Origin of the sequence: Flavobacterium sp. KMS (assembly GCF_000813005.1) — a bacterium.
Lineage (GTDB): Bacteria > Bacteroidota > Bacteroidia > Flavobacteriales > Flavobacteriaceae > Flavobacterium.
The window spans coordinates 168167-191421 of record NZ_JSYP01000001.1 but is presented as its reverse complement, the minus strand read 5'-3'; the positions used below and the strand labels follow the sequence as shown (position 1 = coordinate 191421).

Below are 23255 nucleotides of genomic sequence, written 5' to 3'. Positions count from 1 at the left end.
TAAAAAAAATAAAGAATGGCAGAGAGAATAGTGGTAGACCCAATTACTAGAATAGAAGGACATCTTAGAGCCGAAGTAGAAATTTCGGATGGAACTATACAAGAAGCCTTTTTATCTTCAACTATGGTTAGAGGTCTTGAAAACATTGTAAAAGACAGGAATCCAAAAGACGTTTGGGCTTTTGTACAACGTACTTGTGGGGTTTGTACAGCTTCCCATGCTACCGCATCAATACGGGCTGTTGAAGATGCACTTGGAATTGTAGTTCCTCCAAATGCAGAAATGGTTCGTAATATTATGCTAGGAGCTTTATACTTACATGATCATGTAGTTCATTTTTATCATCTCCACGCATTTGATTGGGTAGATGTAATAAGTGGCTTGAACGCAGATCCTGTAAAAACTTCTCAAATAGCACAATCTATTTCAAATTGGCCAAAAAGTTCACCAGGTTATTTTTCGGATTTACAAAAAAGACTGAAAAAATTTGTAGAGAGTGGTCAATTAGGAATTTTTGCTAATGGTTATTGGGGACATCCACAAATGAAACTACCACCCGAAGTTAATTTAATGGCAACTGCACATTATTTGGAAGCCTTAGAGTGGCAAAAAGAAATTGTGAAAGTGCATGCTATTTTTGGTGGTAAAAATCCACACCCCAATTTTTTAGTTGGCGGAATGGCTTGCTCTATTAACCTTGATGATGCAAGTGGACTAAATGCAGAAAGACTTGCCCACGTAAGACAACTTTTAGAAGAAGGAAAACAATTTGTAGAACAAGTATATGTTCCAGATGTTCTTGCCATTGCAGGATACTATAAAGACTGGGGGGCTATTGGAGGGTTTCATAATTTTATGTCTTCTAGAGAATTCCCAATGCAGGGGCATAATAATACAAACGATATTAATTTTAAATTCCCGTCGGGAGTTATTTTGAATAAAGATTTATCTAAACTTCATGACTTAGATTTAAGAGATTTAAAAACAGTAGAAGAGTATGTAAATAATTCCTGGTATGATTATGAAGGAGATGGTAATTTAGGAAGACAACCGTGGAGCGGAGAAACGAAAATAAATTACACAGGTCCTAAACCACCTTATACACATTTGAATGTTGATGAAAAATACAGTTTTATAAAAACACCAAGATGGAAAGGTCATGCGATGGAAGTAGGTCCGCTTGCTAGAATGTTAGTTGGATATGCGTCCGGAAGAGAAGAATTTAAAGAAACTATTGATTCTACATTATCAAAATTGCAAGTTCCAGCCGCAGCACTATTCTCGACTTTAGGAAGAACTGCCGCCAGAGCTTTAGAATCAAAATTAGTGGCAAACTGGAATCTGGAATTTTTTGATACTTTAATTGAGAATATTAAAAAAGGAGATACCAATATCGCAAATACAGAAAAATGGGAAACGTCTACCTGGCCAAAAGAGGCTAAAGGAGTAGGTATTGTCGAAGCACCACGAGGCGCTTTGAGCCATTGGATTGTTATAAAAGATGCAAAAGTGGCTAATTATCAACAAGTAGTTCCATCGACATGGAACGCTTCTCCCAGAGATCCAAAAGGGCAACGATCTCCTTACGAAAGTAGTTTGCTAAATACACCAGTTGCAAATCCAGAATTACCATTAGAAATCATTAGAACGATACATTCATTTGATCCTTGTATCGCTTGTGCAGTTCATTTATACGATGAAAATGGAGACATTATTAAAGAAGTAAACGATATCACAATTTGTAATTCTTAATTTAAATTGTAAAGCATGCCAACAAAAACCAACGATTATAAAAGAGCTTATATATGGCAATTACCCGTGCGTATTTTTCATTGGGTAAATGCTTGGGCTATTACAGGATTAGTCGCAACAGGATTTATTATTGCAAATCCGCCCGGAATTATCTCCAGCAAAGAAGCTACAGAACAATTTTGGTTTGGCTACGTTCGTGAAATCCATTTTATATGTGCCTATCTATTGGTAGCAGTGATGATTTTGAGGGTTTATTTTGCTTTCAAAGGGAATAAATATGCTAATTGGCGTGTATTTCTTCCTTTTAAGAAAGAAGGATTTAAAAGGATGTGGCACGTTATTAAATACGATATTTTTTTGCAAAATGAAGAAACAAATAATTCCCCTACAGGAGCTGTAGGACATAATAGTGTCGCTGCAGCTTCTTATTTGGTTATGTTTTTTATGGGACTTGTTATGATAGCGACAGGGTTTGCAATGTATGCTCCCACATCGACCTGGTTTTTACCAAAGATGTTTGGTTGGGTAGTAAACTTGTTAGGAGGAGATTTTAATGTTAGGACTATTCATCATATTACTACCTGGACTTTTATCTTGTTTGCAATCGTTCATGTTTATTTAGTATTCTTTCATGATTGGTTGGAAGGATTAGGTGAGACATCGGCTATGGTAAGTGGATATAAATTTGTACGAACCGAAAGGGTTAGAAAAGATGAAATTGCCGACGATGTAAAAGAAGTTGTGATAAATACTGGAAATCAAGAAGAAAATAAAAAAATATAACAGTAAAGATGATTACAGAAAAAGTCAATATGCCATATAAATATGATGAGTTTCATTCTAATGGAAATGAAATTTTAGTACTTGGTATTGGTAATTATTTAATGGGGGATGAGGGTGTTGGAGTACATTTTATTAACAGGATTGAGAAGACCGATTTTCCCGAAAATATCTCTTTTATTGATGGAGGAACAGGAGGATTTACATTAATTCCCTGCATTGAGAACCATAAAAAAGTAATTATTGTAGATGCAACAATGGATGGAAAAGAAGAAGGGACTATTACACTCTTAACACCCAGATTTTCTAATGATTTTCCGATTTCTTTAAGTGGTCATAATTTTGGATTAAAGGACATGGTCGAAATTTTGACTATGCTTGATACGATGCCCGAAATTTATTTGTACACAATTACGATTTCTAAAATGGAACCAATGCTTATGGAGCTTTCTCCAAAAGTCGATGGTGCGATAAAAGAAGTAACAGAAAAAATTATTCAATTAATTGAAAATTTTAATAAAAACTAAACCTTGAATCATTCTTTTCAAATAATCATTTCTGGACGTGTGCAAGGTGTTGGTTTCCGCCCTTTTGTTTATAATTTAGCTACTGAATTTGGACTGACTGGTTATGTTTCAAATAATGAATTGGGGGTGATTATAATAGCAAGTGGAGAGCCCGAAAGAGTATTTGAATTTCACAAAACGATTAAAAAAAAATATCCTAAGAATGCTAAAATAACAGCGATTAAGATTTCAGAATTTACTACAAAAGAAAAATTTGAAATTTTTTATATAAAACCAACAGCAGAAAATATTTCGGCAAATTTACCTTTAACACCAGATTTTGCAATTTGCGAAAGTTGTAAAGATGAGGTTATAGATTCTGAGAACAAACGTTATTTTTACCCTTTTACTACTTGTACACAATGTGGTCCTCGTTACGCTATCACCAGGAAATTCCCTTTTGAAAGAGAAAATACGAGCATGAATGAATTCCGAATGTGCCAAGCATGTTCTGAAGAATATCGTAATCCCAAAGATATTCGTTTTCATTCGCAAACAAGTTCATGTCCCGATTGCGGGGCTCAACTTTCTTTTACTGATAAAGAAAATCAGAAAATTATAGGTACAAATTTGCAAATTTTCAAACGTATTTCAGATGAATTAAAAAAAGGGAAAATTATAGCTGTAAAAAATATTTCGGGATATTTATTACTATGCGATGCTAGGAACTCAGAAGCTATAATGGAACTCAGAAGTCGGAAAAGACGTTTAAAAAAACCTTTTGCAGTTTTATTTCCAAATTTCAGTCAGGTTGTTGCTAATTTGAATTGTAATAAAATAGAAGAGAAACAATTAAAATCTGTTGAAGCACCTATTGTTATTTTAAATTTAAAAGATCAAAGCAATCTGGCAGTAGGTGAAATTGCTCCAGAAATGAGAACAATTGGAGCGCTGCTTCCTAATTCAGGCATTTTACAATTAATTTCATTTGTTTTTAATGCTCCTTTAATAGCTACTAGTGGTAATTTTCACGGGGCACCAATTTGTACAAACGAAAAAGAGGCTACGACTATTTTAAAACCTATTACAGATTTTTTTCTCCATCATAATTTAGAGATAGAACATCCTCAAGATGATAGTGTAATTAAATTTTCGGAAAAGAACAAAGTAAAAATAATCTTGAGACGATCCAGAGGTTTTGCTCCAAATTTTAAAACAGATTTTTGTAATGATACCAATCAAAAAATACTTTGCTTAGGCGGAGATTTGAAAAATACTATTACAATTAGTCCTAACAATCAATGTTATGTTAGTGAATATAATGGAGATTTAAGTAATTATGATGCTTATGATCGATTTGATAAAAAAATAAAAAAGTATCTGCAAATTTTTGATTTCTTGCCAGAGGTTATTATTTGTGATAAACATCCAAATTATCATAATAGTCAAATTATTAGTGATTTTACAGATACAAAAAATCAAAAAGAAATTCTGAAAGTTCAACATCATGAAGCTCATTTTGCAGCAATTTTAGGAGAGAAAAAGCTATGGGAAAGAAACAATGTTTTAGGTGTTATTTGGGATGGAATGGGTTTTGGAAATGAAAATGAAATTTATGGAGGAGAGTTTCTACGTTACAATGCTAATAAGATTAAAAGAGTTGGTCATTTAGAATATTATCCATGGATTATGGGAGATAAAATGTCAAAAAATCCAAAAATTGCTGCATTTTCTATAAGTGGAAATAATACTTTTTTTCGAAATTTTTTTGATGAAAATGAATTGAAAATTTATAAAAATGAGATAGGGCTCGCAAAAATAAAAACATCCTCTATGGGGAGATTATTCGATGCTGTTGCCTTTACTTTAGGTTTTCCGGATAATATATCATTTGAAGGGGAAGCAGGTTTATATCTTGAAAATTTGGCTCAAAGAGGATATAATAAACCTGTTTTAGAATTAGAAGATTATTTAAAAAATGAGATAATTACCAACCTGGTTCCTGTAAGAAGAATTTTATTGCAAATTATTACAGCTCGTAAAAAGAATGTTGATATAGAAATTATCGCTCTTAATTTTCATTATACTTTGGTGAAATGTATTGAAAAAGTTGCAAAATTTTCAAAAGCAAAAGAATTAGCATTTAGCGGAGGAGTTTTCCAAAACTCAGTACTTATAGATTTGATTGTTGATCATTTAAAACCAAAATATAAACTTCATTTTCATAAAATAGTTTCTCCCAATGACGAAAATATTTCATTTGGACAACTCAATTACTATTTACATATAAAAAAATAAATCATGGATATTTTAGAATTATTAGGGCATGTTGGTAAAACAGAAGAGAAAGATAAAATCTCTTATTCTGCGGGAGTGGTGATGGCATTAAGTCTAAAAGATATAGGTTTTGACGAAATAAAATACGAAGATTTTGTAGACGGAATGCAATCTGTATTTGGAAAAGCAAGCTCAAAGATTTCTCCTAAACGATCTATCGAGATCTTTAATAATTATGTAGCACTTTTACAAGAAGAATTGAAGATTACGAATGCAGAAATTGGAAAAGAATTTTTGGATAAAAATTCTAAAAAAGCAGGAATAATTTCGCTTTCAAGTGGATTGCAATACGAAGTTTTAGTTGAAGGAAATGGAAGTATTCCTAAAAGAACAGATACTGTAAATGTTATTTATGAAGGCTATTTGCTGAATAAAAATGTTTTTGATTCGACTAAAGAAACTGGTGCGCAGAAAATTAAATTATTGCAGACTATACAGGGTTGGCAAGAAGCATTGCAATTAATGCCAGAAGGCTCTCGCTGGAAAGTTTATATCCCACATCATTTGGCATACGCCGAAATTGGAGCACCTCCGATGATTCAGCCCAATTCAACTTTAGTTTTTATAATTGAACTTTTAAATATTGTTTGATATGAAGTATCTCTCAGAGTATAGAAATCCTGAATTGGTAAAACAGTATATTACCGAATTGCATAAAATAACCACAAAGCCTTGGAATATAATGGAAATTTGTGGTGGACAAACGCATTCATTAGTAAAAAACGGTTTGTTGGATTTATTGCCTTCAAACATAAGAATGATTCATGGGCCTGGTTGCCCTGTATGTGTAACTCCAATTTCTTTAATAGATAAGGCAATAGAATTGATGAAGCAAGATGTAATTTTGTGTTCATTTGGGGATATGACCCGAGTACCAGGTTCTTCTCAAAGTCTGTTGCAAGCTAAGGCAGAAGGGGGAGATTTACGTATTCTATATTCCCCATTGGAGGCGGTAAATATAGCTGCGCAAAACCCTGATAGAGAAATTGTATTTTTTGCAGTAGGATTTGAAACGACAGCTCCAAGTATTGCTTTAGCAGTAATTCATGCTCAAAAATTAGACTTGGACAATTTTAGTTTATTAGTCTCGCATGTACTTGTTCCGCCTGCTATGGAGACTATTTTATCTGATGAGTTTTGTACTATTGATGCTTTTTTGGGAGCCGGACATGTATGTACAATAGTAGGGCTGGAAGAATATTATCCCATTTCTGCAAAATATAAAATTCCGATTGTAATTTCTGGATTTGAACCTGCCGATTTGCTTCGGGCTATTTATCATGCTGTACTACAATTAGAAGAAGGAAAATTTGAAGTTGAGAATCAATATACCCGACTAGTAAAAGAAGAAGGGAATGTAAAAGCTAAAGAGGTTGTAGACACTGTTTTTACAATTGGAGATCAAGAGTGGAGAAGTATTGGCGTAATCGAAAATAGTGGATTGGTGATGAGAGAAAACTATAGAAAATATGATGCTAATTCTCGATTTTCGATTAACAGTAGTAATAAAAAGACTGACCAAAATTGTATTGCAGGAGAAATTTTAAGAGGAACTAAAAAACCAAACCAATGCCCCGAATTTGGGAAAAAATGCAAACCGTCTAATCCATTAGGAGCACCAATGGTTTCTTCCGAAGGGGCTTGTGCTGCATATTATAATTATTTGTAGTTGTTATGATTGGAATAATAATAACACTTTATGCCGGATTAGAACATGCTCTTGAAATGGATCATTTATTGGCTGTTAATAGTTTAGTAACTAATAGAAAAAATATAAAGAAAGCTGCCAAAGATGGGATGTATTGGGGAATAGGACATACCCTTACCATTTTTGTGATAGGTGTTGTTATGATTGGTTTTAAGGTAATTATAAAGGAGAGTGTTTTTAGTTATCTTGAAGGAACTGTTGGTTTAATGTTGATTATACTAGGTGTTTTTCGTTTGTTTAAGTTATTTAAAAAAAATACCCATACTCATACCTACACGCATTCACATGAACATACCCATAGTAATGGCGTTACTCACACCCATTTGCATTCTCATACATATACCCATTCTCATCCCATAGATTTGTTTGAGCATGAACATCCAGATGAATCTAAGGGATATCGGGCAGCATTTGGTGTAGGATTAATTCACGGATTGGCGGGTAGTGGCGCTTTGGTCGTATTAGTAATCTCTCAGATGAAAACGGTTTTAGAAGGATTAATGTATATCTTAGTTTTTGGATTGGGTTCAATTTTCGGGATGTTTTTAGCCTCTGGATTGTTCAGTATTCCTTTTGCTAAAAATGTACTCAAATCTCAAAAACTACAATATGTATTAATTATAATTTCCTCGCTGCTTTGTATTGCTTATGGATTTAAAGTAGTGTATGAAAACTTTTTTGCATAAGGAGCAAATATTAAATTAATCCTTTTATCTTGGCGTGTTGCAATAATAAAATTGTTTTGGCATCTTTTATTTCTCCAGTTGCAATCATATTATAAGCTTCGTCAAAAGTCATTTCTAGTACTTCGATATTTTCATTTTCGATATCCAGTCCTCCGCCTTCACTAACTTTCATGCTTTCGTCATATTCTCCTGTAAACAAATATAGAATTTCGGTTACCGATCCTGGTGACATATAGGTTTCGATTACTTTATCTACATTCTTTAATCGATATCCGGTTTCTTCTTCCGTTTCACGGATGATACATTCTTTAGGATTGTCTTTGTCTAAAAGTCCAGCACAAACCTCAATCATCATTCCAGATTCATTTCCGTTAAGATAAGTTGGCATGCGAAACTGTCTTGTAAGGACTACAGTTTTCTTTTCAGAATTATAAAGTAATATTGCTGCGCCATTCCCTCTGTCATATACTTCTCGAGAATGGATTTCCTGCTTTCCGTTATTCTTTTGATAATCAAACGTTACTTTGTTTAATACATACCAATTATCAGATAATAATTTAGTCTCAGTTATATTTATTTTAGGATTGCTCATGTGTGAAATATTTTTTTGGCAAAAAAAACGCCCTGGATTTCAGAGCGTTTAATGTTTTTATTTAAGTATCGTTTGTTTTCTGTCTGGACCTACAGAAACAATCTTGATAGGCACTTCGACTTCTTTCTCGATAAACTCGATATATTCTTTTAATTCAATTGGTAATTGATCATAAGTTGTCATTCCAGTTAAATCAGCTTGCCATCCTTTAAACTCTTTGTAAACAGGAGTTACATTTTCTGGCTCAATATTATAAGGGAAATGAGAAATGTTTTGTCCTTTGTAGTTGTATTCAGTACACACTTTTAAAGTTTCGAATCCAGAAAGTACGTCACCTTTCATCATCATTAATTGTGTAACACCATTTACTTGAACAGCATATTTTAAAGCTACTAAGTCTAACCATCCACAACGTCTTTGTCTTCCTGTAACAGATCCAAATTCGTTTCCGATTTTTGCCATTGTAGCTCCAACTTCGTCAAAAAGTTCAGTTGGGAAAGGACCGCTACCTACACGAGTAACGTATGCTTTAAAAATACCGTAAACTTCTTTAATTTTGTTTGGCGCAATACCTAAACCAGTACAAGCTCCTGCAGCAGTAGTATTAGATGAGGTAACAAATGGATATGTTCCAAAATCTACATCAAGTAAAGATCCCTGAGCACCTTCGCATAAAATAGATTTACCAGCTTTTTGAGCTTGGTACATATATTCTTCACTATCAATAAAATCTAATTTTTTTAGTTCTTCGATAGCTTCAAAGAATTCTTTTTCAAGTTCTGCTAAGTTGTATTGAATAGCAACATCATAAAAAGCAATCATAGCTTCATGCTTGTCTGCCAATGCTCTGTAACGCTCTTTAAAATCTTCTAATTCGATATCACCAACACGTAAACCGTTTCTACCAGTTTTGTCCATGTAAGTTGGACCAATTCCTTTTAATGTAGAACCAATTTTTGCTTTTCCTTTTGATGCTTCAGAAGCTGCATCAAGTAAACGGTGTGTTGGCAAAATTAAGTGTGCTTTTCTAGATATAATTAATTTGCTTTTGATGTCTAAATTAAATTTCTCTAGACCTTCAATTTCTTTTTGGAAAACCACTGGGTCAATTACAACTCCATTACCAATAATGTTAATAGACTTTTTATGAAAAATCCCTGATGGAATTGTTCTTAAAACGTGTTTTATTCCGTCGAATTCTAAAGTATGTCCTGCATTTGGTCCACCTTGAAAACGAGCAATAATGTCATAATTAGAGGTAAGAACGTCTACAATTTTCCCTTTACCTTCATCTCCCCATTGTAATCCTAGTAATAAATCTACGGTCATTCTGTTTTTAATTTTAATGTCGAGGCAGTTTTTACCGCCTGCTCAGATTAATTTGTTATCTATTTTTATTTAAATATTTTCGAGAACAATCTTTTTTAGCGATTGTCTATTTCTGTTTTTTGTTTCCGTAAAAATATAAGGAATGATTCGTGATTTCGATATCAAATATTTCTTCGATTGTTTTTTTTATGGTCTGAATTCTAGGGTCGCAAAATTCGATTACCTCACCAGAATCAGTCATAATGATATGATCGTGTTGCTTGTCAAAATACGATTTTTCGTAGTAGGCTTGATTTTGCCCAAATTGATGTTTACGAACCAAAGCACAATCTAATAATAATTCGATTGTATTATATAAAGTGGCTCTACTTACACGATAATTTTTGTTTTTCATTTTGATATACAAGTTTTCAATATCAAAATGTTCTTCACTATCGTATATTTCCTGAAGTATAGCGTAGCGCTCAGGTGTTTTACGATGCCCTTTTTGTTCAAGATATAATGTAAAAACATTTTTTACAATTTCTTGATTTTTGTTGTTGTCAGTTGAAATGAGTGTCATATCCTGCAAAGATAATTTATTATTTTTAAATGAATAAAAGTTTCCTGTTTAAAGTTTCACGTTCAAATGTTTAATCGTGAAAATTCAGACACTTATGTTCTATATTCTCTGGTTACTTTATCTACACCATCAATTTTTTTGATATTATTAATCATTTTCTTGAGTATAGAATTATTTCGTACAATTACTGCAATCTGACCATGAAAAATCCCGGCATCGGTACTCAAAGAGATGCTCTGAATGTTCACGTTCATGTTGTTAGAAATCACTTTTGTTAATTGGTTTGTAAGTCCTAAAACATCCATTCCTGTAATATTGATAATAGCTTTAAATTCTTCTTGAGATGAATCAATCCATTTAGCAGTCATTATACGATACGCATAGTTGGATTGCATTCCGATGGCATTAGGACAGTCTTTCTTATGAACTTTTATCCCTTCGTTTATCGTTACAAATCCAAAAACATCATCTCCTGGAATTGGGTTACAACATGGAGATAATTTATAATCTAGTTTATCGTGCTCAGTTCCAAAAACCAACATATCATAATTACTGCTGATTTCAGGCTTATGAATATCGGTATCAGCTGTATTGCTGTTATTACGTTTTATTTTGTTTTTGAAGAAATTAATAAACGTGTTACCTTTTTGGGCAGCATAATCTTTTAATTGCTGATTTTCGATTGCACCAACACCAACTCTGTAAAATAAATCTAAACTCGTTTTGAGTTTAAAGAAGTTAACCAACTCGTTTATAACTTGTTCGCTAATCGTGATTTTTAAGTGTTTAAGTTTGCGAGTAAGTAATTCTTTCCCTTCTTCGGCAATCTTTTTGGTGTTTTCGTTTAAAACGTTTTTAATTTTATTTTTAGCTCGGGATGTAGTAACATAATCCAGCCAGTTGACGGTTGGTTTTTGGTTTTGAGAAGTGATAACTTCTACCTGATCACCACTTTTTAATTCGTAGTTAAGAGGAACTAATCGTCCGTTAACACGAGTTCCACGAGTTTTTATTCCTATTTCGGAGTGAATACTAAAAGCAAAATCTAATGAGGTTGCGCCTTTTGGCAATGATTTAATTTCTCCTTTTGGAGTAAATACAAAGATTTCTTTTGAATATAAATTCATTTTAAAATCCTCGACAAAATCTACCGCATTGGTTTCAGAATTTTCTAAAGCTTCACGAAGTAAGTTTAGCCAAACATCCAGACCACTTTCTTCTGTAGCTCCGTTTTTATATTTGTAATGTGCTGCGTATCCTTTTTCGGCAATTTCATCCATACGTTCGCTTCGAACCTGTACTTCGACCCAGCGACCTTTTGGTCCCATTACTGTTATGTGCAAAGCTTCATATCCAGTAGATTTTGGCGATGAAATCCAGTCGCGTAATCGGCTCGGGCTTGGTCTGTAATGGTCTGTTACGATAGAATATATTTTCCAGGCAAGAAATTTCTCGTCATGGGGATTCGATTTATATACAATTCGAAGTGCAAACTTATCATAAACTTCGTCGAAGCTTACGTTTTGCGCACGCATTTTTCTTCGAATAGAATAAATAGATTTCGGACGACCTTTTATAATATAATCAATTCCTTCTTCATCCATAGATTTTTTAAGAACATCAGAAATGTCTTTGATGTAAGCATCTTGTTCTTCTTTGGTTTCGCGAATTTTACTTACAATATCATTGTAAACTTCTGGTTCGGTATATTTTAATCCTAAATCTTCAAGTTTAGTTTTAATGTTGTATAATCCCAATCGGTGGGCAAGGGGAGCATAAATGTATAATGTTTCGGATGCGATTTTGGTTTGTTTGTATTCAGCCATCGAATCCATAGTTTGCATATTATGCAAACGGTCGGCTAATTTTATCAAAATAACACGAACATCATCATTTAAGGTAAGGATCATTTTACGGAAGTTTTCCGCTTGCATTGATGCATTTAAATCTCTTTGAACCATCGAAATTTTAGTTAATCCCTCTACAAGTTGTGCTACTTTGGGATTAAACAAGCGCTCAATGTCCTGAACAGTCAGTGGAGTATCTTCGACAACATCATGCAATAAGGCAGCAGCAATCGAGGTGGCTCCCAAACCAATTTCGGAAGCTACAATTTTTGCAACAGCAATAGGATGAAAGATATACGCCTCACCTGATTTTCGTCGTTGTTCTTTATGAGCATCAACAGCAACATCAAAAGCCTTTCGGATTAGTTTTTTATCTGTAGGACTTAAAGTCTGATAACTAATTCGAAGTAATTCTTTGTATTCCTGTGCAATTGCTTTATTCTCTTTTTCAATATCTATCTCTATCATATATTCGCCTGGTTCAATTCCCTAAAAATAAGAATAAGTTTCAATATACACAAGGGAATGGGGTATTGATTTTAGATTTCTAACTTTAGATTTTAGAAGGAGAGATTGACGATTTTATCTAAAAAATGATTATTTCAAAGTTTCAGAAAGAGACGCCAAATTCTGCAAAGTTTTTCCCCTTTGCTCCTTTATACCTTTGTTCCTCTGAACCTATAAAATTCACAGAATTTTAATAAAGTCTAAGTCTTGAAAATCGTAACTGAAATCAGTTAATTCTGAGATTGCTTGCATTTTTAAATTAGTAGCTTTTCCGTTAGAATCATATTTAAAGAAAAGGTGTGCGTCTGCATGAAAATAGGCATTATCCCATTTTACTACATAATTTCCATCTTTATAAAAGAATACTTCACCTACTAATTGTGGAGAACGTTTAGAAGCAAAATATACCTTTCCTTTTTTTTCTGTAATGGTAACTTCTCCAAACCAATTGTCTTTGTAAGTTCCAGTAATTTTGGTAAAATCAGTTTTTAGTTTATCCTTTTTGTTTTTTGCAACAGTTGCCCAAACTTCATCGGTTACTTTGTCTGCTGTTTCTTCATTTGCTTTCATTTTGCTGCTGTATAATGCAACATAATCTTCAGATTTAATGCCTAAATAGCTGTCTTTTATAGTATTTGTAATTGCAGTAAATGCTGCGCCAGATTGCTGATTTGTTAAGACGATAATTCCTAATTGTAGCTCGGGAATTAAAGTTACCTGAGTTACAATGCCTTCTAATCCACCAGTATGAGTAACCTGCTTGTATCCTTTTACATCACTTAGGAACCAGCCTAAACCATATCCGCTAAAATGAGTATTATATGGAGCTCTGGTTCTTGCAGGGATAATAGTTTGCAATTGCCACATCTCGTCATGTTCTTTTTCTGAAAATAATTGTTTATTGTCAGATCCATATTTACCGTTATTCATTTGCATAATTGCCCATTTGCTCAAGTCATTTACGCTTGAATAAATACCAGCAGCTGCATCAAAAAGTTGATTTTTATATCTGCTAATCACTTTTAATTTTCCGTCAATAGGTACGTGTGGAGCAATAATATTTGTGGAGTCTTTTAAACGCAAAAATGAAGCTGCACTATGATTCATTTCTAATGGTTTCATGATGCGTTCTTCAACAAAATCGCACCAGCTTTTTCCGCTTACCACATGCACAATTTCGCCGGCAACGATATACAATAAATTGTCATAATCGTATTTGGTTCTAAAGCCTGAAACAGGTTTTAAATACTGTAAGTTTTGGGTAATATCTTGTGCAGTAAAGTCACTACCGTCAGGCCAAATCATTAAATCTCCTGCTCCAAGACCAAGTCCGCTGCGGTGAGTTAATAAATCACGAATCGTAAATTCTTGCGTCACGTATTCATTGTACATCTTAAAATTTGGAAGATATTTTACCACTTTATCATCCCATTTTATCTTCCCTTCATCAACTAACATTGCAAGGGCAGCACTTGTAAAAGCTTTACTGTTAGACGCAATTCCGAAAAGGGTATTTGCATCGACTTTTTCTTTTGTTATGATAGATTTCACACCATAACCTTGAGCCTGAACGATTTTTCCATCTTTAATAATAGCAACAGCAATTCCAGGAACGTTAAATGTTTTTAGAGTGTTTTCTACCAGTGCATCAACTTCTTGATTGGTGATTTGTGCAGAAACCGTAAAACCGAATAATAGTGTTAAAAGTGATAATTTATAGTTCATACTTTAAATTTTATAATTGATTAAAACCTCGTTGTCTTTTTGCTTCAAAAATTAATATGGCTGCTGCAACCGAAACATTCATGCTGTCTATTTCACCTTCCATCGGAATAATGATATTTTGTGTCGCTGCATCTCTCCATTCCTGTGTTAATCCAGTGGCTTCAGTACCAACAACCAAAGCAGTTGGAGTAGTGAAATCCTGTGTGTGATATGAAGTTGAGTTTTGTAATGTAGCGCAGTAAAAATTGATTTTATTTTCTTTTAAAAAAGTAATAATTTCAGAAGTTGTTCCCGTTGCAATCTGATTGGTAAATAAGCAACCTACACTTGAGCGAACAATGTTTGGGTTGTATAAATCACTTTTTGGGTTGGCAATAATTACAGCATTCAAATTTGCTGCATCGGCAGTACGTAATAATGCACCAATATTTCCTGGTTTTTCAGGAGCTTCGGCAACAAGAATTAATGGATTATCAGATAATTTTAAATCAGATAATTGCAACGATTTGGTTTTGGCTATAGCCAAAACACCTTCGGTTGTGTCTCGATAAGCTAGCTTTTGATAAACTTCTTTATTGATTTCGATTAAATTAACTTGTTTTCCGGTTAATTTATTGATTTCATTTTCTGAAATTAATTTGGGTAAAAACAAAATCGTTTCTATTTCATAACCGCCTTTTATGGCCAATGAAATCTCGCGTTTTCCTTCTATTAAAAACGTTCCGGTTTGTTTACGTGCTTTTGCTTTTTCTTGCAATAACACTAATGATTTTATAAATGGGTTTTGTATCGAAGTAATTTGTTTCAAGGGAAAAAGTGCTGAGTTTGTAAGTGGCTAAGGTAATAAGATTTTTTAAATTTTAAATTCAATACTATTTTTTCAAAATGGCTACAATTTATTAATTGGGGTTAGCACCTATTTATAATGGGGATTTCTTTATTTTTGTCAGAATACTAGAATTTCATTTCATTTTAAAAGCATATAAATGTTTAGTTTATTAGATATCATTGGGACAATGGCATTTGCAATGTCTGGCGCGTTGACGGCAATGAATAAAAGATTGGATCCGTTTGGGGTTTTTATAATTGCCTTTGTTACTGCAGTAGGTGGGGGAACGGTGCGTGATGTCTTAATTGGGAGAACACCTGTGGGCTGGATGCTTGATTTAAAGTATGTGTATGTTATTATTTTAGGATTTATTTTATCTGTTATTTTTAGAAAAAAGTTTGATAAACTAAGAACATCATTGTTTTTATTTGATACTATTGGCTTGGGAGTTTTTACGTTAATAGGTCTGGAAAGAGGAATAATTACAGGTTTACATCCTATAATTTGTATTGCACTAGGTACTATGACAGCATGTTTTGGAGGAGTAACTCGAGATATTTTATGCAATGAGATTCCAGTGATTTTTAGAAGAGAAATTTATGCTACCATTTGTATTCTAGGCGGAATTGTTTTTTTTGCATTGAAAAAATTGAATCTCAATGATGATATTTTGTACCTCGTAACTTGCGTTGTTATTATTATCGTTCGATTAATGGCTGTAAAATACAAATGGTATTTGCCAGCTTTAGAGCATAAACGCTAAATGATTTCTCTAATGAATTCCAATAATAAATCGTGAAAAACTATACCGTAAAATTATATCAGGAAACAGATTATGAAAAGTGGAATGACTTTATCGGTCAAGCCAAAAATGCTACTTTCTTGTTTCATCGTGATTTTATGGAATATCATAAAGACCGATTCGAGGATTTCTCCTTATTGGTTTATGATAATGAAAAATTAGTTTCGGTTTTGCCAGCTAATAAAGTCAATGATGTTGTTTATTCTCATCAAGGATTGACTTATGGAGGTTTGGTTTATTTAAAAAAAATAAAAGGAACAGAAGTAGAATTGATTTTAGATGCCTTTTTCTCTTTTTTAAGACAAAATGAAATAAAAACATTCTATTATAAACCAATTCCGGCTTTTTATCTTCCAGATGGAAATAGTGAAGTTGATTTTTTTATCTTTAAAAGAGGTGCTTTGTTAGAAAAGAAAGAAATGAACTTGGCAATAAACATGTCGGTTTCATTAGATATTTCAAAAAGTAAATTAAAACATTTTAGGAGAATCCAGGAAATGGATTTAGATATTATAGAAGAAGAAGATTTTAAACCTTTCTGGGAATTGGTTCTTGAGCCAAGATTGTCAGAAAAGCATAATGCGAAACCTGTACATAATTGTATAGAAATCACTTTGCTAAAGCAAAATTTTCCAAATAATATAAAACAGTTCTCAGTGTATTATGAAGATGAAATTATTGCAGGAATAACTATTTTTGAAACTGATGCGGTTGTAAAATCACAATATGGAGCAACAACAAGAAAAGGAGAAGAATTAAGAGCATTAGATTTTTTATTTATTAACTTGATACAGAAATATAAAGAAGAGGGAAAGCTTTTCTTTGATATGGGAATTGTGGGAGATGATAACGAAAAAGGATATAATCTAGGGCTTTTAAAGCAAAAAGAAGAGTTAGGATGTTCAGTTTATAATCAGGATTTTTATAAAATAATACTATGATTTCTTTTTTAGATTTAAAAAAAATAAACGAGCCGTATAAAAAATCATTTCAGGAAAAAACTGAAACGGTTTTAAATAATGGTTGGTATATTCTAGGAAAAGAGGTCAAAGCATTTGAAGCGTCTTTTGCGGATTATTGTGGTGCAAAACATTGTATAGGAGTAGGAAATGGTTTAGATGCATTAATCTTAATTTTTAAAGCATACATTCAGTTAGGGAAACTACAAAAAGGAGATGAAGTCATTGTTCCGGCAAATACTTATATAGCCAGTATTCTAGCTATTTTGCAAGCCGATTTAGTTCCTGTTTTGGTTGAACCGAAGTTAGAAACATATAATCTTAATCCTGATTTAATTCAGGAAAAGATTACATCTAAAACTAAAGCAATTTTAGTGGTTCATTTATACGGGCAATTAGCCGAAATGGATGCTGTAAATGAGATTGCAAACAAAAATAATCTTTTGGTTGTTGAAGATGCTGCGCAATCACATGGAGCCGTCAGCAATGAGCTTTCAGCGATGAGCGATCAGAATTCAGCTGTAGCGTACAGTTTTTATCCTGGGAAGAATTTAGGTGCTTTGGGAGATGGTGGAGCAATTACGACGAATGATTCTGAGTTGGCTAAGATTTTGTTTTCGCTTCGTAATTATGGTTCCGAGATAAAATATTATAATGATTTTATAGGTGTAAATTCGAGACTGGATGAATTGCAAGCAGCATTCTTGAATGTAAAATTACCAAATCTGGATGCAGAAAATGAACGACGCAGAATTATTGCTAAGCGATATTTGATTGAAATAAAAAATAAGAAAATAATTCTACCATTTTGGGATTTCTCAGATAATCATGTTTTTCATTTGTTTGTTATTAGAACTCAGGACAGGAATGATTTGCAAACTTATTTATTAGATAATAATGTTCAATCCATGATTCATTATCCCGTTCCGCCACATAAGCAAAAGGCATTACCACAATGGAATAAGTTGCCTTTTCCTATTACCGAAAAAATGCATAATGAGGTTTTAAGTTTACCAATAAGTCCAGTTTTGACTGATGAGGAAGTCAGTTTTATTATTGAGATTTTAAATAAATATTAATCTTGAATTTCGTTAAAAAATATGCTCAAACAGATCTATTTAAAATTACTTCTTTAAATAGCTTGAGTGTAATATTGAAAATTTGTATTGGACTAATTACATCAAAATTATTAGCAGTTTTTATTGGGCCAAGTGGGATGGCATTGGTTGGGAATCTTCGTAATTTTATGACTTTACTGGAGAGTATTTCAACGTTGGGTTTTCAAAGCGGAATTGTAAAATACGTTGCTGAAAATGAAAAGAATAAAACAGAACTTCAAAAAATAATAGTCACAGTTTTTATCTCACTACTTGTTATTGCTGTTGTTTTAAGCGGACTTTTATTTTTTCTAGCTTCATTTTGGAACAGTAGAATTTTCGGATATAATTATGAATATTCGTTGGTATTTAAAATTTTGGCTTTAACGTTACCTTGGTATGCTATTTCGGTTTTTTTGCTTGCTGTAATTAATGGCTTGGGGAAATTTAAAAAAGTAATTTGGATTAATTGTATTGGTAATATTATAGGATTATTAGTTTCATTGCTTTTAATCTTTCAATTAAAAACTTTAGGGGCTTTATTGGCTGTTGTAATTTCGCCTGCATTGTTGTTCTTTGCAACATTTTATTTTATCAATAAAGAGATAGTTTTTTTTGAGATGGTAAGATTTGGTCAGTTCGATTTTAAAATCATAAAAAATTTGTCTTCATACTCTTTAATGGCTTTGGTTTCATCAGTTTTTGGACCTTTGGTTTTCTTAGCAATCCGAAATAATGTGATAGAAAATCTTGGAATAAATCAAGCAGGTTATTGGGAAACTATGACTCGTATTTCAAGTTATTATATGATGTTTATTTCGACTATTTTAAGTGTTTATTTTTTGCCGAGATTAGCAATTGCCAAAAATAATCAAGAATCGAAATCAATATTCTGGAGTTATTATAAAACGATTTTACCTATTTTTATTATTGGAGTTACGGTGATTTATTTTTTGCGTTTCTTTATAATAAAATTACTTTTTACATCAGATTTTCTTCCTGTAGAGAGTTTGTTCTTCTGGCAATTATTAGGTGATGTTTTTAAGGTTTGTTCTCTTATTTTAGGCTTTCAGTTTTTTGCAAAAAAAATGACAACTGCGTTTATAGTTACTGAGTTATTATCATTAATGACTTTGTATTTTTTAAGCTTATGCTTTATTAATAATTTTGGAATAGAAGGAGTTGTTATGGCGCAGGCTCTAGGTAGTTTTCTTTATTTACTAGTATTGTGTGTTTATTTTAGGAAAAGTTTGGTTTAATAAATTGATGTAATGAAAAAAACAATAAAAATTTTCTCTCTTATATTTATAATTCTATATGTTTTTAATAGTTTTTTCTTTGAGAAGATGATTGTAGGGACTTATTTTAATCGAAATTATGAAAATGGTTTCATAACGGATAATCCTCATGTTTCTGATAAGTTAGTTCTTTTGGATAATGGCACATTTATTAGTAGATATTATGGAAAAGGAAAGTATGAATTGTATCATTCTTTAGGCGGAACAGAAATTTCATTAGAACCTAATAGTAGCTCAATTATGCCATTTCGAACATCGATTAATAGACTACATTTTTTTGGGAACATTAAAATTGATTTATTTAAAGATTTAAATCAATATTATGAGAAAATAGATTAGTAATCCTTTTAAATTTTTATATGTACACTGGTTTTATTGTAAGTGAAGGATTTAGTTTAATAAAATAAAAATATGTTATTTAATACTTTAAGTTTTGCACTTTTTTTTTCTGTAGTCTTTGTGTTATACTGGTTTGTGTTTTATAAAAGCTTAAAGTTGCAAAATCTGTTTTTATTGTTAGCTAGTTTGTTTTTTTATAGTTGCTGGGACTGGAGATTTACTTTCTTATTAGCTTTCTCTATAGGTTTAGATTTTTATATAGGAAAAAAAATATATGATAATGTAAGTGATACTTCTATAAAAAAGCGTTGGCTTTGGTTAAGTATAATTCTTAATTTGAGTTTCTTAGGTTTATTTAAATATTATAATTTTTTCATCGATAATTTTTCGGAACTTTTTTCAGTCTTAGGACTTAAGATTAATACTTGGACATTGCAAATAATATTACCAGTTGGAATTTCATTTTATACCTTTCATGGGTTATCATATGTAATTGATATTTATAATAACAAAATTAAACCAGTAAAAAGTATAATTGATTATTCTTTATTTGTTAGTTTTTTTCCTTTATTGGTTGCCGGTCCGATAGAAAGAGCCACGCATCTTTTGCCACAAATCCAAAAAAAGAGAAGTTTTAATTATGAAAATATTGTTTGTGGATTAAGGCAAATTTTATGGGGATTAGTGAAAAAGGTAATTATTGCAGATAATTGTGCAGAATATGTTAATCTAATTTTTGATAATCCGTCTAATTTTTCAGGAAGTACATTGGTTATTGGAGCAATTTTATTCTCATTCCAAATCTATGGGGATTTTTCTGGTTATACAGATATTGCTATCGGAACTGCTAGATTATTAGGAATTGAATTATTACAAAATTTTTCTTATCCGTATTTTTCAAGAGATATAGCCGAATTTTGGCGAAGATGGCATATTTCTTTATCAAGTTGGTTTAGAGATTATGTTTATATACCACTAGGAGGTTCTCGCGGCTCTAAATGGGAGCAGGTAAGGAATGTTTTTATCGTTTTTATGTTAATAGGTTTTTGGCATGGAGCCAATTGGACCTTTATAGTTTATGGTTTTATTAATTTTTTATACATTCTACCTTTGGTATTACTCCATCAAAACAGAAAAAATATTGAAATAGTTTCAACTAATGGTTTTATTGTAAATAGTAAAGTCTTTTTTAATATTATTTTGACTTTTGGATTAGTTTCATTTGCGAGGATTTTCTTTAGATCCAATACTATAGAGGATGCTTTTTTATATATATCTAAAATATTTTCTCATACATTGTTTACTTTTCCTGAAATATTTCCTAAAACAATAATTGGATTTTTATTTTTATTTATGTGTATTGAATGGAGAGGAAGAAAAGATTATTTTGCAATTGAAAAATTTGGATTGACTTGGATGAAACCAATTAGAATAGGATTTTATTATGTTTTGGTAATGTTGGTTTTGTATTATTCTGGTAAGGATTTACAATTTATATATTTTCAATTTTGATGAAAAAGTTAATTAAAAACCTGATGTTTTTTTTATTACCAATACTATTGGTATTGTCTCTTATAGAATGTTTTTATAGATTAGTTCCAAATAATTATACCTTAAAAAATGCAAATATTCAAAAGAGATATGATACAACCGAGGTATTGATTTTAGGAAACTCTCATACTTTTTATGGATTGAATCCATATTTTTTTGATAAACAGACATTTAATTTGTCTAATATTAGTCAAACATTGTATTTTGATCAGCTTTTATTTGAAAAGCATATTAATAAATTTAAAAAACTAAAATATGTTATCTTAAATATTGAGTATACAAGTTTAAGTCAATTGAAAGATACTGAAGAAGATAGTTGGAGAAAATATTATTATAAGAGTTATATGGATTTAAATGTTCCAATAATTTCTAAGTTTGATTATGGTAATTATTTTTTATCATCTACAAGACCATTTAATAAAAATATAAAATTAGTAAATAGCTATTTTATCGAAGGGACAGTTATTGATTGTGATGTAAATGGTTTTGGGATTAATTATACTAAAGAAAAACGATTTTTAAATATAGATGAAATTGCGCCTAATACAATAAGAAGGCACGAGGATAATTTATTTGATTTTTCTGAAAATATTTCCAGAATAGAATCAATTATCCACCAATGTAAAGAAAAAGAGATTGAAGTGATTTTAGTAACAATGCCAGTTTCTAAGGCATATTCTGTAAGGGTGAATAAGTTTAAATTAGATAAGATTGTTAAAACTGCTAAATTATTTGAAAACAGAAATTCAAATGTGAGATACCTGAATTTATTTAATGATTTCAGATTTACAAACAATGATTTTTATGACCCGGATCATTTACATACCGAGGGAGCAGAGAAGTGTTCTTTAATTGTAAGTACTTTTTTAGATAATAATTAAAATACACTAATAATTAGTTATATAAAAAATGGTTTAATTTTTATTCCAAATTTCCAGATATTTTTCAGCTATTTTTATGTAGTTGTGTTCTTTCTCTATGAAAGCTCTGGCTCGTTTTCCTATAGCTATTATTTCTTCGGGATTTTCAATTAAAAAAGATAATTCATCTACCAAATAATTTACATCGGGTAGTGCATTTATAGCAACACGTTCTCCAAGATTATAGTACTCCATGAATTCTTTTTCGGCTCCTGTAAAAACAACTTTTCCTTTGGCCATTGCTTCAAGAGCATTGTAACCTTGATCATATCCGTAAACTTGATCTAATACAACATGTGCTTTGTTATATAGGGTAATGTATTCATTATAAGGAACGCTTTCTACAGTAATGATTTCTATTTTAGCCTTATATTTTTCTTTGATAATTTCAAGGGCTTCTTCAAAAAAAAGACTTCCTTTTTTTATATAACTCCCTTTGTTTATTCCTATAAAAATGATAATTCTTTCATTAATAATTAGAGATTCAAAAGAGATTTTAGTTGTATTTATAGGGTTTGGAATTAATTTTTTTTCAGGTAAAGGAATTTTATAGTCTAAGTCGGAAACAATTATTTCTAAAACATTTAAGCTAACAAAATCAAACAGATTTCGATAGCTATCTTTCATGTATTTTAATGAAAATCTATAATCAGATTTTAATTTTGAATTTTTTAAGAGAGGAGTCATAATTGAATATTTCAATGTATCTCTCATTAAAAAATCAATTATAGGAGTATCTTCACCACAGACAAGAAGAAAGCTTTTTCCATTTTGGTTGAATATTTTTTTTAATAAGTATTTTGATAGGAAAGGATAGGTTTCAATTGCATTTGAGTTAATCAATTGTACAATATCGTAATTTTTTAGTTTTGGTAAGAAAAACCAAAACCGAATACCTTTTTCTAGTAATTGTAAATCAATGTGAAAGATTTTGAATAGAACTTTATTTAAAAAAACACAAAATCTATTTGAGAAAAAATACTTTGGGGAAATAGAATAATCTACAGGAAATTGCTTAAAACTATCACCTGTGCCTATAATTTTAACTTCATGATTAAATGACTCTAATCCTTCTTTTAAGGAATTATGCAATCGACTATATTCGCCTATCAAGAGTATTCTCATTATT

At 31.5% G+C, this 23255-nt stretch carries 21 protein-coding genes; 14 read left to right on the top strand and 7 right to left on the bottom strand.

Going from position 1 to position 23255, the window contains the following annotated elements:
• The first annotated feature begins 15 nt into the window (after positions 1-15).
• From OA93_RS00760 to OA93_RS00730, 7 genes are read left to right on the top strand one after another with little or no spacing between them, the layout of a single operon-like run.
• On the top strand, positions 16-1752 hold the full coding sequence (locus tag OA93_RS00760) for a nickel-dependent hydrogenase large subunit (RefSeq protein WP_039111171.1): 1737 nt from the start codon (positions 16-18) through the stop codon (positions 1750-1752).
• Between the two features lie 15 nt (positions 1753-1767).
• Positions 1768-2535, top strand: a complete 768-nt coding sequence (gene cybH, locus OA93_RS00755) for a Ni/Fe-hydrogenase, b-type cytochrome subunit (protein ID WP_039111170.1) — start codon at positions 1768-1770, stop codon at positions 2533-2535.
• An 8-nt stretch (positions 2536-2543) separates the two neighbouring features.
• Positions 2544-3059, top strand: coding sequence for a HyaD/HybD family hydrogenase maturation endopeptidase (locus tag OA93_RS00750; RefSeq protein WP_240474642.1), 516 nt, complete (start codon positions 2544-2546; stop codon positions 3057-3059).
• 3 nt (positions 3060-3062) lie between these two features.
• Positions 3063-5336 carry a carbamoyltransferase HypF gene (gene hypF, locus OA93_RS00745; protein WP_082001745.1) on the top strand — a complete coding sequence of 758 codons (2274 nt, stop codon included), beginning with the start codon at positions 3063-3065 and terminating at the stop codon, positions 5334-5336.
• Positions 5337-5339: 3 nt separating this feature from the next.
• Positions 5340-5966, top strand: a complete 627-nt coding sequence (locus tag OA93_RS00740) for an FKBP-type peptidyl-prolyl cis-trans isomerase (protein WP_052250167.1) — start codon at positions 5340-5342, stop codon at positions 5964-5966.
• A 1-nt stretch (position 5967) separates the two neighbouring features.
• A complete protein-coding gene (gene hypD / locus OA93_RS00735; protein WP_039111169.1) occupies positions 5968-7044 on the top strand; it encodes a hydrogenase formation protein HypD in 1077 nt (358 codons plus the stop codon).
• Positions 7045-7049: 5 nt separating this feature from the next.
• Positions 7050-7769: a sulfite exporter TauE/SafE family protein gene (locus OA93_RS00730; protein ID WP_052259328.1), complete on the top strand. Its 720-nt coding sequence runs from the start codon at positions 7050-7052 to the stop codon at positions 7767-7769.
• A 10-nt stretch (positions 7770-7779) separates the two neighbouring features.
• Here OA93_RS00730 and nudK read toward each other — a convergent pair whose 3' ends face one another.
• The 6 genes from nudK to OA93_RS00700 all read right to left on the bottom strand — a co-directional run bounded on the left by nudK (position 7780) and on the right by OA93_RS00700 (position 15139).
• Entirely contained in the window at positions 7780-8361 is a 582-nt protein-coding gene (nudK, locus tag OA93_RS00725) for a GDP-mannose pyrophosphatase NudK (RefSeq protein WP_039111168.1), read from the bottom strand.
• Between the two features lie 57 nt (positions 8362-8418).
• Positions 8419-9690, bottom strand: coding sequence for an adenylosuccinate synthase (locus OA93_RS00720; RefSeq protein ID WP_039111167.1), 1272 nt, complete (start codon positions 9688-9690; stop codon positions 8419-8421).
• A gap of 106 nt (positions 9691-9796) precedes the next feature.
• Positions 9797-10252, bottom strand: coding sequence for a transcriptional repressor (locus OA93_RS00715; RefSeq protein WP_035618963.1), 456 nt, complete (start codon positions 10250-10252; stop codon positions 9797-9799).
• Between the two features lie 92 nt (positions 10253-10344).
• Positions 10345-12567 carry a RelA/SpoT family protein gene (locus OA93_RS00710; protein WP_039111166.1) on the bottom strand — a complete coding sequence of 741 codons (2223 nt, stop codon included), beginning with the start codon at positions 12565-12567 and terminating at the stop codon, positions 10345-10347.
• A gap of 219 nt (positions 12568-12786) precedes the next feature.
• The gene (locus OA93_RS00705) at positions 12787-14331 is read right to left on the bottom strand and encodes a serine hydrolase (protein ID WP_039111165.1); all 1545 of its coding nucleotides are present in this window, start codon (positions 14329-14331) and stop codon (positions 12787-12789) included.
• A gap of 10 nt (positions 14332-14341) precedes the next feature.
• Positions 14342-15139: an RNA methyltransferase gene (locus OA93_RS00700; RefSeq protein ID WP_039111164.1), complete on the bottom strand. Its 798-nt coding sequence runs from the start codon at positions 15137-15139 to the stop codon at positions 14342-14344.
• A 178-nt stretch (positions 15140-15317) separates the two neighbouring features.
• Between OA93_RS00700 and OA93_RS00695 the strand changes: the two genes are divergently transcribed.
• From OA93_RS00695 to OA93_RS00665, 7 genes are all read left to right on the top strand, one after another.
• Positions 15318-15923: a trimeric intracellular cation channel family protein gene (locus OA93_RS00695; protein WP_039111163.1), complete on the top strand. Its 606-nt coding sequence runs from the start codon at positions 15318-15320 to the stop codon at positions 15921-15923.
• Between the two features lie 32 nt (positions 15924-15955).
• Complete coding sequence (locus tag OA93_RS00690; protein WP_039111162.1) at positions 15956-16903, top strand: GNAT family N-acetyltransferase; 948 nt, start codon at positions 15956-15958, stop codon at positions 16901-16903.
• Positions 16900-18000, top strand: coding sequence for a DegT/DnrJ/EryC1/StrS family aminotransferase (locus OA93_RS00685; RefSeq protein WP_039111161.1), 1101 nt, complete (start codon positions 16900-16902; stop codon positions 17998-18000). Before OA93_RS00690 ends, OA93_RS00685 begins: the two co-directional genes overlap by 4 nt.
• A 2-nt stretch (positions 18001-18002) precedes the next feature.
• Positions 18003-19277: an O-antigen translocase gene (locus tag OA93_RS00680; protein WP_039111160.1), complete on the top strand. Its 1275-nt coding sequence runs from the start codon at positions 18003-18005 to the stop codon at positions 19275-19277.
• 12 nt (positions 19278-19289) lie between these two features.
• A complete protein-coding gene (locus tag OA93_RS00675) occupies positions 19290-19655 on the top strand; it encodes a hypothetical protein (RefSeq protein WP_039111159.1) in 366 nt (121 codons plus the stop codon).
• Positions 19656-19727: 72 nt separating this feature from the next.
• The gene (locus OA93_RS00670; RefSeq protein ID WP_039111158.1) at positions 19728-21167 is read left to right on the top strand and encodes an MBOAT family O-acyltransferase; all 1440 of its coding nucleotides are present in this window, start codon (positions 19728-19730) and stop codon (positions 21165-21167) included.
• A 23-nt stretch (positions 21168-21190) separates the two neighbouring features.
• Positions 21191-22087 (top strand): hypothetical protein, encoded by an 897-nt coding sequence (locus tag OA93_RS00665; RefSeq protein WP_131474438.1) that lies wholly within the window; start codon positions 21191-21193, stop codon positions 22085-22087.
• A 33-nt stretch (positions 22088-22120) separates the two neighbouring features.
• Here the strand turns inward: OA93_RS00665 and OA93_RS00660 are convergent, their stop codons facing one another.
• Positions 22121-23251 (bottom strand): glycosyltransferase, encoded by a 1131-nt coding sequence (locus OA93_RS00660; RefSeq protein WP_039111156.1) that lies wholly within the window; start codon positions 23249-23251, stop codon positions 22121-22123.
• Between the last annotated feature and the right edge of the window lie 4 nt (positions 23252-23255).

What these genes read in the sequence shown, in the direction of transcription:
- OA93_RS00730 (WP_052259328.1), top strand. Translation starts at nt 7,050, where the DNA reads ATGATTGGAATAATAATAACACTTTATGCCGGATTAGAACATGCTCTT.
- OA93_RS00670 (WP_039111158.1), top strand. Translation starts at nt 19,728, where the DNA reads ATGTTATTTAATACTTTAAGTTTTGCACTTTTTTTTTCTGTAGTCTTT.
- OA93_RS00740 (WP_052250167.1), top strand. Translation starts at nt 5,340, where the DNA reads ATGGATATTTTAGAATTATTAGGGCATGTTGGTAAAACAGAAGAGAAA.
- OA93_RS00720 (WP_039111167.1), bottom strand. Translation starts at nt 9,690, where the DNA reads ATGACCGTAGATTTATTACTAGGATTACAATGGGGAGATGAAGGTAAA.
- OA93_RS00750 (WP_240474642.1), top strand. Translation starts at nt 2,544, where the DNA reads ATGATTACAGAAAAAGTCAATATGCCATATAAATATGATGAGTTTCAT.
- OA93_RS00675 (WP_039111159.1), top strand. Translation starts at nt 19,290, where the DNA reads ATGAAAAAAACAATAAAAATTTTCTCTCTTATATTTATAATTCTATAT.
- OA93_RS00760 (WP_039111171.1), top strand. Translation starts at nt 16, where the DNA reads ATGGCAGAGAGAATAGTGGTAGACCCAATTACTAGAATAGAAGGACAT.
- hypD (WP_039111169.1), top strand. Translation starts at nt 5,968, where the DNA reads ATGAAGTATCTCTCAGAGTATAGAAATCCTGAATTGGTAAAACAGTAT.
- cybH (WP_039111170.1), top strand. Translation starts at nt 1,768, where the DNA reads ATGCCAACAAAAACCAACGATTATAAAAGAGCTTATATATGGCAATTA.
- OA93_RS00665 (WP_131474438.1), top strand. Translation starts at nt 21,191, where the DNA reads ATGTTTTTTTTATTACCAATACTATTGGTATTGTCTCTTATAGAATGT.
- OA93_RS00695 (WP_039111163.1), top strand. Translation starts at nt 15,318, where the DNA reads ATGTTTAGTTTATTAGATATCATTGGGACAATGGCATTTGCAATGTCT.
- OA93_RS00685 (WP_039111161.1), top strand. Translation starts at nt 16,900, where the DNA reads ATGATTTCTTTTTTAGATTTAAAAAAAATAAACGAGCCGTATAAAAAA.
- OA93_RS00705 (WP_039111165.1), bottom strand. Translation starts at nt 14,331, where the DNA reads ATGAACTATAAATTATCACTTTTAACACTATTATTCGGTTTTACGGTT.
- nudK (WP_039111168.1), bottom strand. Translation starts at nt 8,361, where the DNA reads ATGAGCAATCCTAAAATAAATATAACTGAGACTAAATTATTATCTGAT.
- OA93_RS00660 (WP_039111156.1), bottom strand. Translation starts at nt 23,251, where the DNA reads ATGAGAATACTCTTGATAGGCGAATATAGTCGATTGCATAATTCCTTA.
- OA93_RS00715 (WP_035618963.1), bottom strand. Translation starts at nt 10,252, where the DNA reads ATGACACTCATTTCAACTGACAACAACAAAAATCAAGAAATTGTAAAA.
- OA93_RS00710 (WP_039111166.1), bottom strand. Translation starts at nt 12,567, where the DNA reads ATGATAGAGATAGATATTGAAAAAGAGAATAAAGCAATTGCACAGGAA.